Raw genomic sequence first — 16657 nt, 5'->3', positions numbered from 1 at the left:
TCGGTTCGATTTTCTTAAAGCGTCGTCAAACCTTTGTCGCCAAATAGCGCTCATCTGCTACCATAGACCCAAAAGCATGTGACGGGAGGGACTTCACATCATGGCCAGCCTGAAAACCGCAAGCCAGCCGAAAAAGACCAGCACGGCAAAAGGAGGCGCGGCAAGGGCAGGCGAAAAGCCCGGCAGGCTCGCCGACTATCTCCTCGCCCGCACGCCGGCCGAAGACATCGCCGCCTATGACGTCGCCGACCTCGAACGCGCCGCCGATCTCGCCGGCCGGGCGGTCGCCAGGCACAGAAAGGGCGATTGCATCATTGCCATAGACGTGGATTCCGGCGTGACGCGCCAGGGCCGGCCGATGACGGTCATCACCGTCGTCAACGACAACATGCCGTTCCTGTTCGATTCCATCCTCGGCGAGATCACCGAGAGCGCCGGCGAGCCGCTTTTGGTCACCCATCCCGTCATCGTCGTCCGGCACGGCAAGAGCGGCATCGAGGAGATCCTCGGTGACGGCGGCTCCGTCAAGGGCGAAACCAGCCATGACCGGCTGAGCGTCGTCCACGTCCATATCGGCCGCCTTTCGGCCGATCAGGCCGAAGCCCTGGCCGGCCGCCTGAAGAAGCTGCTGGACCAGGTGCGCGCCGCCGTCGCCGATTGGAAGCCGATGCTTGCCCGGCTCGATCAGGCCATCTCGGAATTCCGCTACGCGCCGGTGCCGCTCGACAAGGCGCATGTCACCGAGGCGATCGCCTTCCTCGAATGGCTGCGAGACGACAATTTCACCTTCCTTGGCATGCGCGAGTTCAACTACACCGGCGGCGAGAAGAGCGGCATGCTGGAGCGCGCCGACAAACCCGGCCTCGGCATCCTCGCGGATCCCGACGTCCTGGTTCTCAGGCGCGGCACCGAGGCGGTGTCGACAACGCCGGAAATCCGCGCCTTCCTGCATGGGCCGGAACCGCTGATCGTCACCAAGGCCAATGCCAAGTCCCTGGTGCACCGGCGCATCTATCTCGACTATATCGGGGTCAAAACCTACACCGCCAAGGGCGTGCTTTCAGGCGAGCTGCGCATCGTCGGCCTGTTCACCTCGACCGCCTACACGCGTTCGGTGATGAAGATCCCCTATCTGCGCTCGAAGGCCGAGACGGTCATCGCCAAGTCCGGCTTCAATCCACATGACCATTCCGGCAAGGCGCTGATCAACGTGCTGGAGAGCTATCCGCGCGACGAGCTGTTCCAGGTTCCGGTGCCGATCCTCAGGAAGCACGCCGAAGCCATCCTGGGGCTGATCGAACGGCCGCGCGTCAGGGCGCTGGTGCGGGTCGACCAGTTCGACCGGTTCGTCTCGATTCTCGTCTTCGTGCCGCGCGACCGCTACGACAGCGTCGTGCGCGAGAAGATCGGCACCTACCTGAAGACGGTATTCCAGGGCCGGCTGTCGGCATATTATCCGGCCTTCCCGGAAGGCGGGCTGGCGCGTGTGCATTTCATCATCGGCCGTTCCGGCGGCAAGACGCCAAAGGTCGAGCCAGCAACGATCGAGGCAGCGATCCGCGACATCGTGCGCACCTGGGACGATGCGCTGCGCGAAGCAGTGTCGGAATCCGGCGCGGATGCAACGCTCACGGCCATTGCCTCGCGCTTTTCGGAAAGCTATCGCGATTCGTTCTCGCCGGCCGTGGCGCTGGCCGACGCAGGTCGCATCGCCAGGATCGATGCGGCCAATCCGATCGCCATCGACTATTACCGCCATGCCGACCAGAAGCCGCACCAGGCGGCGCTGAAGATCTATCACCACGGCAGTCCGGTGGCGCTGTCGCGGCGCGTGCCGGTGCTGGAGAATATCGGCTTCCGCGTCATCAGCGAGCGCACCTTCGAGGTCGGCGACGAAGCCTCCGGCATGGTGTTCATCCACGACATGGAGCTGGAGAACAGCTACGGCAAGCCGATCGACCTCGGCGACGGCGCGCTGTTCGAGGATGCCTTCCTGTCGGTCTGGCGCGGCGACGTCGACAACGACGGCTATAACGGCCTTGCCCAGACCGCGGGTCTCTGGTCGGGCGAAATCACGATCCTGCGCGCCTACGGCCGCTATTTGCAGCAGGCCGGTATCCCGCAGAGCCAGGATTTCATCGCCGCCGCGCTCAACCGCTATCCGGAGATCGCGCGCGGCCTGCATCAGCTGTTCGTTGCCCGCCTTGGCCCGACGGCCGAGACCGAGGGCGTGGTCGCCGCCAAGCACCTCAAGGCCAAGATCAAGGACGCGCTGGAAGAGGTGCCCAACATCGACGACGACACCATCATCCGTCGTTACCTCAACCTGATCGAAGCCTCGCTGCGCACCAATCATTTCGTTACCGATACGAAAGACAAAGGACAGTCGCTGGCGATCAAGCTGGATTCGCAGGCGGTCGACGGATTGCCGGCGCCGCGGCCCTGGCGCGAGATCTTCGTCTACGGCTCGGAGGTCGAGGGCGTGCACCTGCGCTTCGGCCCGGTGGCGCGTGGCGGCCTGCGCTGGTCTGACCGCGCCCAGGACTACCGCACCGAGGTACTGGGTCTGGTCAAGGCGCAGCAGGTCAAGAACGCGGTCATCGTGCCGGTCGGCGCGAAGGGCGGCTTCTATCCGAAGAAACTGCCGATGAGCGCCGGCCGCGACGCCATCTTCGAGGCCGGCACTTTGGCCTACAAGAATTTCGTCTCCAGCCTGCTTTCGATCACCGACAATATCGGTGTCGACGGCATCATTCCGCCGGCCGGCGTGGTGCGGCGCGACCAGGACGATCCCTATTTCGTCGTTGCCGCCGACAAGGGCACGGCGACCTTCTCCGATACGGCCAACGCCATTTCCGAGACGCACAATTTCTGGCTGGACGACGCCTTCGCCAGCGGCGGCTCGGCCGGCTACGACCACAAGAAGATGGGCATCACCGCCAAGGGCGCCTGGGAAGCGGTGAAGCGGCATTTCCGCGAGATGAACCGCGACATCCAGACCGAGCCCTTCACGGTCGTCGGCGTCGGCGACATGTCGGGCGACGTGTTTGGCAACGGCATGCTCCTGTCACCGGCAACCAAGCTGATCGCCGCCTTCGACCACCGCGACATCTTCATCGACCCCGACCCGGACATGGCGGCCTCGCTGGCCGAGCGCCAGCGCATGTTCGCGCTGCCGCGCTCGTCGTGGCAGGACTATGACAAGTCAAAGCTGTCGGAAGGCGGCGTCATCGTCTCGCGCAGCCTGAAGTCGATAACGCTGCCGCAGGCGGCGGCCGCCGCGATCGGCCTCGCAAAGACCACGGCAACGCCGGTCGAGATCATGAACGCCATCCTCAAGGCGCCCGTCGATCTTTTGTGGTTCGGCGGCATCGGCACCTATGTCCGGGGCTCCGGCGAGACCAATGCCGATGTCGGCGACCGCGCCAACGACGCCATCCGCGTCACCGCGCTCGACGTGCGCGCCAAGGTCATCGGCGAGGGCGCCAATCTTGGCGTCACGCAGCGGGCGCGAATCGAGTTCGGCATGAAGGGCGGCCGCTGCAATTCCGACGCCATTGACAATTCGGGCGGCGTCAACTGCTCGGACGTCGAGGTCAACATCAAGATCGCGCTGGCGTCCGCCATGCGCAAAGGCTCGCTGGCGCGGCCGGCGCGCAACAAGCTGCTTGCCGAGATGACCGACGAGGTGAGCACGCTGGTGCTTTCCAACAACTACCAGCAGACGCTGGCGCTGTCGCTGGCGCGCAAGCGCGGACTGGCCGACATCGCGCACCAGGCGCGCTTCATGACGGCGCTCGAAGCGCGCGGCCTGCTCGACCGCGCCGTCGAGACGCTGCCTTCGCCGGCGGCGCTCGCCGAGCGCGAGGCTCGCGGCGAGCCGCTGACCAGGGCCGAGCTCGGCGTGCTGCTTGCCTATGCCAAGATCGTGCTCTTCTCCGACATCGTCGCCAGCGACGTGCCGGACGATCCGCATTTCGACCGCGATCTGATGGGCTATTTCCCGGAGCGGATGGCGAAGAAATTCGCCGGCGAGATCCGTGACCACCGGCTGCGGCGCGAGATCATCGCGCGCGTCGTCGCCAACGATCTCGTCAATCGCGGCGGACCGTCCTTCGTCAACCGGCTGCAGGAAGCGACGGGCCGCACCGCGGGCGCCGTCGCGCGCACTTTCGCCCTGGTGCGCGACGGTTTCGCGCTGCCTTGGCTCTACAAGGAGATCGATGCCCTCGACAACCAGATCGACGGCCAGACGCAGCTCGATCTCTACCAGGCAGTCAGCCGGCTCATCTTCATGACCAGCGGCTGGTACCTGAAGAACGACCTATCCTCCGCACCGCTCGGCCAGCGTATCGCCGACTTGCAGGAAGCGCGCAAGGCTTTGGAGCCGAAGCTCATCTCGCTGCTGCCGGCCTTCTCACGCGAGCGGATCGAGGCGCGGCGCCATGACCTGACTGAGGGCGGCGCGCCCGACAAACTTGCCGAAAAGCTGGCGCTGGCCGAGGTGAGCGACCTGATCCCGGACATCGCGCTCACCGCACGCACGGCCAATGCCGATATCGTCAGCGCCGCCAGGGCCTTCTTCGCCGTCAGCGACGCTTTTCGCATTCCACGCGTCGAGGAGGCCGCGCGCTCGATCATGCCGCCGGACTATTACGACCAGCTGGCGCTATCGCGCGCGACCGACACGATCGGCGCCGCAAGACGCGGCATCGCGGTCGCGGCGCTCACCGCCCACGGCCAGGCGGTGGATCCGGTGGCGGCCTGGCTGGAAGCCGGCGGCGAGCAGGTCGGGCGAATCCGCGAGAGGCTGCAGGCGCTGACCGAAGGCGGCGACATCACCGTGTCTCGGCTGTCAGTGGCGTCCGGCCTGATGAGCGACCTGACGGGGATGTAGGTTTACCCTCCCCCTTGCGGGGAGGGTCGCTGCGAAGCAGCGGGGCGGGAGGCAGCGCCGACCCCCCATGCGGACCTGAGGTGCGACTTCCCCAGAAGGAAGAGGTCGCGGCCGGCGCTCTTCCCGCTGACGCGGAGTGGAAACGCGCAAGCCAATGAGCGGCGGCGCCGTGCTTGTTCATTTGCATCGCCGCCCGAAAACATGCAGACATGCGCGGGTCGCGGGGCGAGCGGACGATGCCGGAGGGGACATGGCCGAAGTAGCAGTGCAGCGGGCAACGGGGCGCGGCATCTGGGGCTGGATGTTCTTCGACTGGGCGGCGCAACCCTTCTTCACCGTCGTCACCACCTTCATCTTCGGGCCATACTTCGTCTCGCGCATGGCGAGCGACCCCACAACCGGGCAGGCGGCCTGGGGTTACGGCATCGCTGCCGCGGGTCTCGTCATCGCGGTGCTTTCGCCGGTGCTCGGCTCGATTGCCGACCAGACCGGGCCGCGCAAGCCATGGATCGCCTCCTTCGCGGCGGTCAAGATCATCAGCCTTACGCTGCTTTGGTTCGCCGCGCCCGGCTCCAGCCTGTTCCTGATCGTGCTGCTCTTCTCGCTCGCCTCTGTGGCCGCGGAATTCTCCACCGTCTTCAACGATTCCATGATGCCGCGCCTGGTACCCAAGGAGGACATCGGCAAGATCTCCAACATCGCCTGGGGACTCGGCTATCTCGGCGGCATGGTGGCCTTGATCTTCGTGGTGCTGTTCCTGGCCGGCAATCTGGAAACCGGCAAGACGATCATCGGCCTCGACCCGCTGTTCGGGCTCGATCCTAAGCTCGGCGAGGACGCGCGCTTCACCGGGCCGATGTCGGCCGGATGGTACTTCCTGTTCATCCTGCCGATGTTCATCTTCACGCCGGACGCCATCAAGGGGCTTTCAATGGGCCCGGCGGTGCGGGAGGGCCTGTCGGAATTGAAGTCCACGCTCTTCGAGGTGCGCAAGCGCGTCGGCATCTTCCGCTTCCTCGTCGCCCGCATGATCTATCAGGACGGCGTCAACGCGCTCCTGGCGCTCGGCGGCACCTTTGCCGCCGGCATGTTCAACTGGTCGATCACCGAGATCGGCATGTTCGGCATCATCCTCAACGTCGTCGCGATCTTCGGCTGCTGGATCGCCGCGCGCCTCGACACCGCGCTCGGCTCGAAGGCCGTGGTGATGTTTGCGCTGATGCTGCTTTTGCTGGCTACGATCGGCGTCGTGTCGACCGGGCCAGGCTTCACGCTGCTCGGCCTAATACAACTGCCCACCACCGATTCCGGCGGCCTCTTCGGCACCGCGGCCGAAAAGGCCTACATCCTCTACGGCCTGCTGATCGGGCTCGCCTTCGGGCCGGTGCAGGCCTCCTCGCGCTCCTACATGGCGCGCAGCGTCACGGCCGCCGAGTCCGGCCGCTATTTCGGCATCTACGCGCTGGCCGGCAGGGCAACGAGCTTCCTGGCGCCGTTCCTGGTGTCGACGATCACGCTGGCCAGCGGCTCGGCACGGCTCGGCATGGCGGTGATTGCGCTGTTCCTCGGCCTCGGCATGGCAATCCTGGTCAGGACGCCATATCCGGCGGACAAGCCGGTGGAATAGCGCTCTCCTTCTCCCCTTGTGGGAGAAGGTGTCGCCGAAGGCGACGGATGAGGGGTGCTGGACGGAATGAGGCGGCGGCAATTTCAAGCGCATTGCCAAGCTGGAACACCCCTCATCCGTCTCGGCGCTAAGCGCCGATCCACCTTCTCCCACAAGGGGAGAAGGGAAGAAGGGCCCTCAATGCCTGAAGTGCCGCACGCCGGTGAACACCATGGCGATGCCGTGCTCGTCGGCGGCGGCGATCACGTCCTCGTCGCGCATCGAGCCGCCGGGCTGGATCACGGCCGTGGCGCCGGCCTCGATGGCCGACAGCAGGCCGTCGGCGAAGGGGAAGAAGGCGTCGGAAGCGACGACCGAACCCCTGGTCAGCGGCTCGGCCAGGCCAGCCGCCTCGGCAGCGTCGAGCGCCTTGCGGGCGGCGATGCGCGAGGAATCGACGCGGCTCATCTGGCCGGCGCCGATGCCGACGGTCGAGCCGTCCTTGACATAGACGATGGCGTTCGACTTGACGTGCTTGGCGACGCGGAAGGCAAATTTAAGGTCGGCCATCTCGGCCGGAGTCGGCGCGCGTTTCGTCACCACCTTGAGCTCGAGGTCGTCGACCACCGCATCGTCGCGGCTTTGCACCAGCAGCCCGCCGGCGACCGATTTGGCAACCGTGCCGGCGGCGCGCGGGTCGGGCAGGCCGCCGGTGACCAGAAGGCGCAAGTTCTTCTTCGCCGCTATGATCGCCGCGGCCTCGTCGGTGGCATCGGGCGCGATGATGACCTCGGTGAAGGTCTTCACGATCTCTTCCGCTGCCTCGGCGTCGAGGATGCGGTTCATGGCGACGATGCCGCCATAGGCCGAAACCGGATCGCAGGCCACCGCCTTGGCGTAAGCCGCCTTCAGCGTCGCGCCCTCGGCCACACCACACGGGTTGGCGTGCTTGATGATGGCTATCGCCGCTGACCGGGTCGGATCGAATTCACCGACCAGCTCGAAGGCGGCGTCGGTATCGTTGATGTTGTTGTAGGAAAGCTGTTTGCCCTGCAGCTGCCTGGCGGTCGCGACGCCCGGGCGCTTGTCGCCGGAGAGATAGAAGCCGGCGCCCTGATGCGGGTTCTCGCCATAGCGCATCACCTGGTCGAGACGGCCGCCGAAGGCGCGCCAGGTCGGATGCTCGATTTCGAGCGTGTCGGCAAACCAGCCGGAGATCGCCGCATCGTAGGTCGCGGTGCGGGCAAAGGCCTTCGCCGCCAGCTTCTTGCGGAAATCGAGCGACAGCGAGCCGAGATTCATCTCGAGCGCGTTGAGCACCGATGCATAGTCGGCAGGGTCGGTGACGATGGCGACATAGGCGTGGTTCTTGGCCGAGGCGCGGATCATCGCCGGGCCGCCGATGTCGATGTTTTCCACGATCGAGGCGTAGCCGGCGCCGGAGCGGCGGACCTCCTCGAACGGGTAGAGGTTGGACACGACGAGGTCGATCGGCTGGATATGGTGGTCGTGCATCGCTTTCGCGTGCTCGGGGTCGTCGCGCACGCCGAGCAGGGCGCCATGCACCGAGGGATGCAAGGTCTTGACGCGACCGTCCATGATCTCGGGAAAGCCGGTCAGCTCCGAAACATCGCGTACGGCCAGGCCGGCCCCGGCGATCTCCTTCGCGGTGCCGCCGGTGGAGACCAGCTCGACGCCGGCGGCGGCAAGGGCTTTGGCAAAGTCGATCAAACCGGTCTTGTCGAAAACGGAAAGCAGCGCGCGGCGAATCGGAACGAGTTCGGGCGCCGGAATGTTCTTGGCAGGGACGGCCATGGCTGGCGGCCTTTCAAGGCTGGTTGGGAACGTTCGCGGGCCGTAGCATATGAGGCTCGGAAATCAAGCGCGCAACTCGGGTTCCTTGGCCGCGAATCAGTTGTTCTCGGGATAGCCGGCGACGGCGGCGCGCGTCAGCTGCCAGTGCACCTCGGCGATCTCCGAGGCCTTGAAGGCAAGCACGATCTGCCGGCTGCGGCGCGGTCCGCCGAGCCCGGCGAAATAGATCGATTCCTCGATTTCCGGCGCCACTTCGGCACAAGTGAACACCCAGGTGTCGCCCTGGGAGGCCGCCAGGGTCAGGCGGCCCTGCTCGTCGTGCAGCAGGCCGATGTCGGGATGGATATGGAAGCGCACGGTGACGAAATCGCGGCCATTGTTGCGGATCGCCGCACCTCCGGGGCGAAGGAAGCGGTCGCGGCCGGTCAGCACATTGCCGTTCTCCGCCAGCTTCACCTCCCGCTCGTGCAGCAAGCCGAAGCGCGCGGCATAGCCGTCGTGGCGCGCGACAAAGCCCTGCACACCCTTCTGGTCGATGCGCTTGCAGGGCACGTGCTGCGGGCCGCCGATCAGCGGCGAGCCGAGCAGGTCGCTGACCCGCAACGAGTGACTGAAGCGCGCCGAGGACGTGTCGTTGACGGTGGCTGTCGAATGCGCGGCGGTGGCGCGGGCGAGCGGCCGGAATTCGGCGGCGCCATAGGTATCGATGCCTGCGTTGACGATGAAATGCTGGCGCCCGGAAGAAAGCTCGAAGGCGAGGCAGCCGGCATGCGCCGCGTTGGAGATGTCGACAGGCGGCGGCAGGCCGGTGTCGGCGATCACCGTGACGCCGCCCATCGACAGGCGCTCATAGCCGGAATGGGGCGCGTGCAGCAGCGGCGCGCCGACCGTGTCGTCATGACGCAGGATGGTGGCGATGCGATCGTGGATGGTGGCGCCCATGCCGTTGAAGCGGGCAAGGCTGCCGTCCTGGTGGCGGAAGAAGCGCAGCGCCGGCAGCATGCGGTCGATGGCGTTGATCAGCGCCGGCGGCGGCGCCTCGGCCTGGTTGGCATAGGTCTGGCGCAACGGCAGAAGGTCGGCCAGCAATTCCAGCACCGTCATCGGGTTGCGCGAGATGTGACCGCCGTCCGGCAGGATCTGGTGGTCGAGCTCCTCGGCCAGGTTGCGCGTGGCGGCGCGCAGCGCCGAGGCCGGCGCGGGTAGCGACAGGGTGGAGAAGGCGAGCGCGATGCGAGCGCGCAGCCTGTCCTTGCCGTCCGGCATCTCGCGCGCCATCGATCTGAGATAGCGGATCTGCATGGCGAGCGATTTGAGGAAGGCGCGGTAGAACGGGAATTCGGCGCCTTGCAGCACGACCGAGGAATGCTGCAGCCAGGCAATCACCCGCTTGGCTGTCGTGCCAGGCTCCCAGGCGACGCCCGATATCTGGTTGCCGTGCATGACGATCCAGTCCGAGACCAGGGCGCGAGCATTGGCGGCGGCGAGCTCGGTGCCTGCGGCGCGCATATGGCGCAGCCAGCGGAAGCCGTGCAGCGACTTTTGCCAGCCGCGATTGGGCACATTGATCTGGAAAGGCGATTTGCCGCCGGTCTCGACCATGTGGCCGGACAGCGGATAGCGGCCATAGTAGATTTCGAGCGCGATCTGCGGGTCGGCGAGCCTCAGATCCGGCGGCGCGATGAGGACGCGCTCGGGCGTGCGGCCGGAATAACGCCAGCGATAGATAGGACCGGCACGAAGGCGCCGGCGCGTTTTGCGCCAGAACTCCCTCGCGACAAGCGTCCAAAGACGCGTCGTGCTGCCGGCAGCAAGTGCCAAAACCCCTCCTGATAGTCGTCAGCCCCTAAGCACAAGCTTATATGATTCAAGAACTTATGCGAAGGCGGATTTCGCCGAAGTGAACCCCTTCACGCGGCCATGACCTGGGCGTCGCTAAAAAAGTCGGCAAGATTTATGCAATAACGTCCCAAATCGTCCTTCTCATCCGGGCGGCAAAGAAGCCGTCGAGCCCCGAAACCCCCGGTGAATTCAGCACCAAATCAGCGGGGGTGGTGCGCAGCGTGCCATCGGGCGTGAGGAAGGGATCGAAGCCGGCGAATTCACCCGCTTGGATCGGATCGGCGATCACGCCGCGAGTTCCGGCAAGGAAGACGCGATAAAGCTCCTCGCCCTCGATCGGGTCGAGCGAGCAATTGGAAAAGACGAGCCGTCCGCCCGGTTTGACGAGAGTGACGGCGTGAGCGAGCAGGCGCCGCTGCAGCGTGGCGAGCTTCTCGACATCGGCCATGGTTTTGGTCCACGGCACGTCGGGATGCCGGCGCACGGTGCCGGTCGAGGAGCAGGGCGCGTCGAGCAGCACGGCGTCGAACGGCTCCGCCGGCCGGTAGTCGAGCAGGTCGGTGTGCGCCAGTTCGGCCGAAAGGCCGAGGCGTTTTAGGTTCTCACCCAGCCTGGCCAGCCGGCTCTTTGAACTGTCGACGGCGGTGACGTTCGCGCCGGCGAGGATCATCTGGGCCGTCTTGCCGCCGGGCGCGGCGCAAAGATCGGCGATGCGTTGTCCCTCGATGGCGCCGAAAAGGCGCGCGGGCAGGGCTGCCGCCGCATCCTGCACCCACCAGGCGCCCCCGGCGAAGCCGGGCAGATCGGTGACGCCGGTCTGCAGCTTCTCGACGCGCACCGTGCCGGTCGGCAGCACGATGCCGCCCAGCTTCTCCGCCCAGAGCGAAGGGTCGGTTTTAACGGTGAAATCGACCGGAGCCTCATGGCGATGGGCAGCAAGAATGGCCTCCGCCTTGGCGGCGCCATAGGCTGTGGCCAGTCGGTCTGCGAACCACTGGGGCGCCTCGGTCGTCGCGCCGAGCGTCGGCGCCAGCTCGGCGCCCTTGGCACGCGCCAGCGAGCGCAGCACGCCGTTGACGAGACCGGAGAAACGCAGCGTGCGTGGGTCGGACTTGGCGTGGTTGACCGCGAGGTCGACGGCGGCGCTGTCGGGGATGTCGAGAAACAGGATCTGCGCGGCGGCCACGTGCAGGATGTGCGAGAGCACGGTGGCGTTTGCCGGCAACGGTCTTTCCAGACGCCTTGCCAGCAGTCCGACAATGGTCATGCGGTGGCGCAGCGCCGTGACCAGAATGGCGCGCACCAATGCGCGGTCGCGTTGGTCGAGCGCCTTGTATTGCGGGTGGCCGTGCTCGTTGTCGGTCAGGCCGTCGAGCGGGGTATGGGCATCGATGACGGCGGCAAGCAGGCGGGCGGCCGCCTTGCGCGCCGCGAGGCCGGCGACCGCTTCGCTCGCACTTGCGTCACGTCTGCCTTGGGTTTGGGGTCGGCGCTTCGCTCCGCTCACGACCACGGACCTTTGGATCCTGTGCCGCGGGGGCCGGTCGGGTTGCGACCCCAGGGATTGGGCTTCGGCCGCTCCGGCTCGGCCGGCTGGCTCCATGGCCCTGCCTGCGGCTCGTCCGGCTGGCCTGGCGCAGGGGCTTCGCGCCGCGCGGCTTGGGCGGCACCGCTCATCTCGCGCGCCATCTGCTGCAGGGCGGCGATGCGGTTCTCTGTGCTCGGGTGGGTCGAGAACAGATTGTCCATGCGCTCACCGTGCAACGGATTGATGATGAACAGATGTGCCATCGCCGGATTGCGCTCGGCATCCGGATTGGGAATGCGCTCGGCGCCGCGCGCGATCTTGTCGAGCGCCGAGGCGAGCCACAACGGATTTCCGCAAATTTCGGCGCCGCGCCGGTCGGCCTCGTATTCGCGGGTGCGGCTCACCGCCATTTGCACGATCATGGCGGCAAAGGGCGCAACGAGCATTGCGACAAGCACGCCGACGAAGCCCAGCGGATTGTTGTTTTCGCGGCTGCCGCCGAAGAAGAAGGCGAAATTGCCGAGCATCGAGATCGCGCCGGCAAGCGTCGCGACAATCGTCATGGTAAGCGTGTCGCGATGCTGCACATGGGCGAGTTCATGCGCCATCACCGCCGCGACCTCTTCGTGACTGAGCCGCTCCAGCAGGCCGGTCGATGCGGCCACCGCGGCGTTTTCGGGATTGCGGCCAGTGGCGAAGGCGTTCGGCTGCGGACTGTCGATCAGATAGGTCTTCGGCATCGGCAGGCCCGCCTGCTTGGCCAGCGCCTCAACGATCGCATAATATTCGGGAGCGTTCCTCTCGTCGACCTCGATGGCGCGGTTCATCGACAGCACCATCTTGTCGGCATTCCAGTAGCTGAACAGGTTCATGCCGGCGGCGAACAGCAAGGCGATCACCATGCCGCCGGTGCCGCCGATCAGAAAGCCGACGCCCATGAACAGCGCGGTCATCGCGGCAAGGAGCATGGCGGTGCGAAGCGTATTCATCGTCTCTTCCGTCTGGCGTGGTGGCGAATAGGGGTCGATCCTGCCATTGTCATGGCTATATCATGGGAAAGGCCGGTCCCCGTTTCAATCGGCAGGAAGCATCGCATGACCGAACAACCCAACAAAACCGAAGCCGCCGAAGGCGACAAGCCGCAAAGGACGCTGACGCTTGAGGCGCAGCGCGCATTGGCGGAAGCCGAAGCCCGGCGGAAGGCATACCGCGAGGCGGAAGCCCGCCTGCCGAAAGAGCTCGGCGGACGCGGCGGCAAGGAACCCGGGCGCTACGGCGACTGGGAGGTGAAGGGCCTGGCCACCGATTTCTAATGACACTCGATGCGCGTCGCGCTGAAGCGGATTCAGGCGACGCGCTTTAAGTGCTTGTTTGTGCTGCCGTCTTCGCAAAACCGCTGCACACCGCGACATACGTCAGGCCGCGTCGCGCTGCGGCTCGATGATCATCCAGCCATTGTCGTCCGTGGCGACGCCGAGGGCATCGTAGGTGGCGATGCTGGCGTGCTGCGTCACGACCGGATGGACATGCGTGGCGCTGATCACCATCACCGAGGCGCCGGAGGCTTCGCCCGCGGCGATGCCGGCCGGGGCATCCTCGAAGACGAGGCAATCGCGCGCCTCGACGCCGAGACGCTTTGCCGCCAAAAGAAACAGTCGGGCGCCGGCTTGCCGCGGGTGACGTCCTCGGCCGAGACCATGATGGCCGGCACCGGAATGCCGGCCGCCGCCATACGCAGCAGCGCGAGTTCCCGCGGCGCCGAGGTGACGACCGCCCAGCGCTCCGGCGGCAGCGACTTGAGAAACGCCACAGCACCCGGAATCGGAACGATGCCCTCGAGGTCGGCCGCCTCGGCCTCGAGCAGCGCATCGGCTTCCACGACGGGATCGACGCCGGGAAGCTTCAGCGCGGCGATGGTCTCGATCGCGCGCTTGCCGTGGATAGTCGGCAGGAAGCTCGCGACGTCGAGGCCGTGACGGCGAGCCCACTTGGTCCACACGCGTTCCGCCGCGGCGATCGAATTGAGGACCGTGCCGTCCATGTCGAAAAGGAAAGCGGCGAACTTTCTGCCTGGGAACATCGGATATCCTGGGGGAATCGTTTTCGGGGAGCGCGAAACGCACCGCTATCCTAACCTCCGAAGCGGAGCCTGCAAAGGCGCATGCCGGCATTTCGACTCGCCGCCGGAACAACGCTCCTCATTGCGGCGTTCTCCAACCAGTCTTGCAAGACCACCAACAAGGGCAAGACCACCAACAAGGGCAAGACCACCAACAAGGGGAAGTGATGCTGATCAGGCTCGGCTACGAAATCGCCATCGAATGCGATGCCGCGACGCCGATCATCGCGCTTCTCGACATCCACCCGGATCGCCATGCCGACATCAAGCGGCAGACACGCTTTCTCACCTCGCCTTCGGTGCCGACGACCACCTATCGCGACAGCCATGGCAATATCTGCCGCCGCTTCACGGCGCCGGCCGGCGGTTTTCGCATCCTCTTTGATGGGGTGATCGAGGACAGCGGCGAGGCCGACGAGATCAACACGCTGGCGCGCGAAATGCCGGTGGCGGAGCTGCCGGACGAGGTGCTCGTCTACCTGCTCGGCAGCCGCTATTGCGAAACCGATCACCTCAGCAACCTCGCCTGGGAGCTGTTCGGCCACCTGCCGCCCGGCTGGGCGCGCGCGCAGGCGATCGTCGACTATGTCCATAGCCGGCTTTCGTTCGGCTACGGCTATGCCCGCGCCACCCGCACGGCGGCGCAGGCGCATGAGGAGCGCGTCGGCGTTTGCCGCGACTTCGCGCATCTCGCGATCGCGCTCTGCCGCGCGATAAACATTCCAGCGCGCTATGTGAACGGCTATCTCGGCGATATCGGCGTGCCGGCCGATCCGGCGCCGATGGATTTCTCAGCTTGGATGGAAGTGTTCCTCGACGGGAAATGGTACGCGTTCGATCCGCGCCACAATCGTCCAAGGATCGGCCGCGTCGTGATCGCGCGCGGCCGCGACGCCACCGACGTGCCGCTGCTGCACAGCTTCGGCCCGCATCGGCTTACCCTGTTCAAGGTGTGGACCTATGAGCAGGAAGGCAACCTGTTCAGGCCACCGCATCACGGCATCGACAGGACCGCGAGCGCCCAGATGCTCGCCTAAGCCAGGCGGCTGTTTCACTGCGGCGCCAGCACCAGCGCTGACCCGCTTTGGCACAGGGCGCGCTGTGCCGAAGCGGGAAGGGCCGCAATCGCTCCGCCACTCATGGTAAGCGCTTTATTAACGGCATTTCCCTATTGCGTTTCCATTTACCCGCCATTCACCTTCCTGTCTGCCGTGTTCCAGCAAAAACAATGAGTTAACTGTCGCTCCGCGCCTTCGAACAGAAGGGTGGCCGTGTCTGGCCGAAATCCTGCAGCGCTTCCGTTGAGCGGCACCGAAGCCGCAGCAGGCGGGGGTGAGGATGCGGCAGTTGAAAGGTCTCGCTCGTGGGGTGGACGGCTTTGCGCGGGATCGCGGAGGCAATTTCGCGGTTCTGTTTGGGGCTGCCGCATCGGTGCTGGCGCTGGGGGTGGGATTCGCAGTCAATATCGCGCAGGTCTACAATGCGAGATCGAGTCTGCAGAGCGTCGTCGATGCCGCTGTGACCTCGACGGCACGCGATCTCACCCTTGGTGTCATCAAGGAAGCCGATGCCGACGCGTCGGTACAGGCATTTCTCGACGCCAACAGCGCGGCCGGCATCCTGCAGGCCGACCAGATCGTGCTCGACAAGCTCATCATCGACAGGACATCGAAGACCGTGCAGGTGAATGCGCATGCCGATGTCGGCCTCTATTTTCCGCTGTTCAGCGTTGGCGATATGCAGCGTGTCGGCGCCTCGACCACCGCGCTCTATTCAGACAAGAAGATCGAGGTGGCGCTGATGCTCGACATCACCGGCTCCATGGCGGCCAACAAGCGCGCCAAGACCAATAAGATCGGCGACCTGCAGGCGGCCGCGTCGCAGACGGTCAAGGATCTCCTGGGACAGAACCGGGATCCCAGCGAGCCTCGGGTCCGGGTGGCGATCGTCCCCTATGCCGAGGCCGTCAACACTGGCGGCCTCGCCGACACCGTCTTCGTCGAGACGTCGGCCGGACCGAAGCTGCCGCCGCCGATCGATGCGCCGCTTTCCATTTCCGTGACGACCGCGCCTGACAAATGCGCCACCGAGCGCAAGGACAAGGACGGCTATGCCGATTATTCGTCCGATGGCCCGTATACGCTGAGGCAGGACAACAATGGCAGGACCTATCAGGCCAAGGTCAACCGCGACTACCGCATGAAAGTGTGTCCATCCGCGGCTCTGGTTCCGCTGACGGCCGATCAGAACACGCTGCTCACGGCCATCGGTCATTTCCAAGCTGCGGGCGTGACGGCAGGTGGGATTGCCGCGCAATGGGGCTATTACATGCTTTCGCCGTCCTGGCGTTCGGCCATCGCCGATGCCCGCCTGGGCGCCGGTCCGGCGAATTTCGATCCGAAGAAAGTGGCAAAGATCGCCATCCTGATGACGGACGGCCAGTTCAACACCGCCTTTGCCCGCGGGCGCGGCACGTCCGCGTCCGACGACGAGGGCCGGAGGTCGCGCGCCAATGCCGAAGCCATTTGCGAGAATATGAAGCACGACGGCATAGAGGTTTTCACAATCGGCTTCGATCTCAACGATCCGTCGATGACGACGACCGAGAGGGATCAAGCGAGATCCGTATTGAAGGACTGTGCGACCGACGACACGTCGTCGCTGAAGCATTTTTACGAGGCCGCCACGGGCACCGAACTGTCAGATGCCTTCGATCAGATCACCCGCAATATCGAGAAGCTCACCATCAATCGCTGACCCACAGGCCAGGCCGCGAGAAAAGGAAAAGGCCGCCGCTTCTTGACGAAGCAGGCGGCCTTCCGTGTTTCCGTCCATGACGCGGCTCCTGGC

Annotated in this window: 10 protein-coding genes and 1 pseudogene; 6 read left to right on the top strand and 5 right to left on the bottom strand. The window is 65.6% G+C overall.

Translation table 11 applies throughout. The features are described 5' to 3' along the window. Positions 1–100: 100 nt before the first annotated feature. Positions 101–4897: an NAD-glutamate dehydrogenase gene (locus tag CK224_RS17940; RefSeq protein WP_095782639.1), complete on the top strand. Its 4797-nt coding sequence runs from the start codon at positions 101–103 to the stop codon at positions 4895–4897. 250 nt (positions 4898–5147) lie between these two features. Continuing rightward, positions 5148–6524, top strand: a complete 1377-nt coding sequence (locus CK224_RS17935) for an MFS transporter (protein ID WP_095779848.1) — start codon at positions 5148–5150, stop codon at positions 6522–6524. A gap of 177 nt (positions 6525–6701) precedes the next feature. Here the strand turns inward: CK224_RS17935 and purH are convergent, their stop codons facing one another. From purH to htpX, 4 genes are all read right to left on the bottom strand, one after another. Continuing rightward, on the bottom strand, positions 6702–8318 hold the full coding sequence (gene purH / locus CK224_RS17930; protein ID WP_095782638.1) for a bifunctional phosphoribosylaminoimidazolecarboxamide formyltransferase/IMP cyclohydrolase: 1617 nt from the start codon (positions 8316–8318) through the stop codon (positions 6702–6704). 96 nt (positions 8319–8414) lie between these two features. Next, complete coding sequence (locus tag CK224_RS17925; protein WP_067324937.1) at positions 8415–10139, bottom strand: heparinase II/III family protein; 1725 nt, start codon at positions 10137–10139, stop codon at positions 8415–8417. A gap of 133 nt (positions 10140–10272) precedes the next feature. Next, on the bottom strand, positions 10273–11673 hold the full coding sequence (locus CK224_RS17920; RefSeq protein WP_245425978.1) for an RsmB/NOP family class I SAM-dependent RNA methyltransferase: 1401 nt from the start codon (positions 11671–11673) through the stop codon (positions 10273–10275). Continuing rightward, positions 11664–12677, bottom strand: coding sequence for a zinc metalloprotease HtpX (htpX, locus tag CK224_RS17915; protein WP_095782636.1), 1014 nt, complete (start codon positions 12675–12677; stop codon positions 11664–11666). The genes CK224_RS17920 and htpX overlap by 10 nt, the downstream gene beginning before the upstream one ends. Before the next feature lie 105 nt (positions 12678–12782). Here htpX and CK224_RS17910 point away from each other — a divergent pair, with 105 nt between their 5' ends. Further along, positions 12783–13001 carry a DUF1674 domain-containing protein gene (locus CK224_RS17910; RefSeq protein WP_067001484.1) on the top strand — a complete coding sequence of 73 codons (219 nt, stop codon included), beginning with the start codon at positions 12783–12785 and terminating at the stop codon, positions 12999–13001. Between the two features lie 102 nt (positions 13002–13103). Here CK224_RS17910 and CK224_RS17905 read toward each other — a convergent pair. Further along, positions 13104–13768: pseudogene (locus CK224_RS17905) on the bottom strand (HAD-IA family hydrolase). A gap of 81 nt (positions 13769–13849) precedes the next feature. On the opposite strand from CK224_RS17905, the gene CK224_RS32365 reads away from it, so the two are divergent. From CK224_RS32365 to CK224_RS17895, 3 genes are all read left to right on the top strand, one after another. Beyond that, positions 13850–13975, top strand: coding sequence for a hypothetical protein (locus CK224_RS32365; RefSeq protein ID WP_278057108.1), 126 nt, complete (start codon positions 13850–13852; stop codon positions 13973–13975). Then, entirely contained in the window at positions 13975–14844 is an 870-nt protein-coding gene (locus CK224_RS17900) for a transglutaminase family protein (protein WP_095782635.1), read from the top strand. Before CK224_RS32365 ends, CK224_RS17900 begins: the two co-directional genes overlap by 1 nt. Positions 14845–15145: 301 nt before the next feature. After that, positions 15146–16564: a pilus assembly protein gene (locus CK224_RS17895; RefSeq protein WP_095782634.1), complete on the top strand. Its 1419-nt coding sequence runs from the start codon at positions 15146–15148 to the stop codon at positions 16562–16564. Positions 16565–16657: the final 93 nt, after the last annotated feature.

It is taken from the genome of Mesorhizobium sp. WSM3862, assembly GCF_002294985.1.
In the GTDB taxonomy this organism is placed as follows: Bacteria; Pseudomonadota; Alphaproteobacteria; order Rhizobiales; family Rhizobiaceae; genus Mesorhizobium.
The sequence above is the reverse complement of the archived record's forward strand: the minus strand, read 5'-3'. Positions and strand labels throughout refer to the sequence as shown.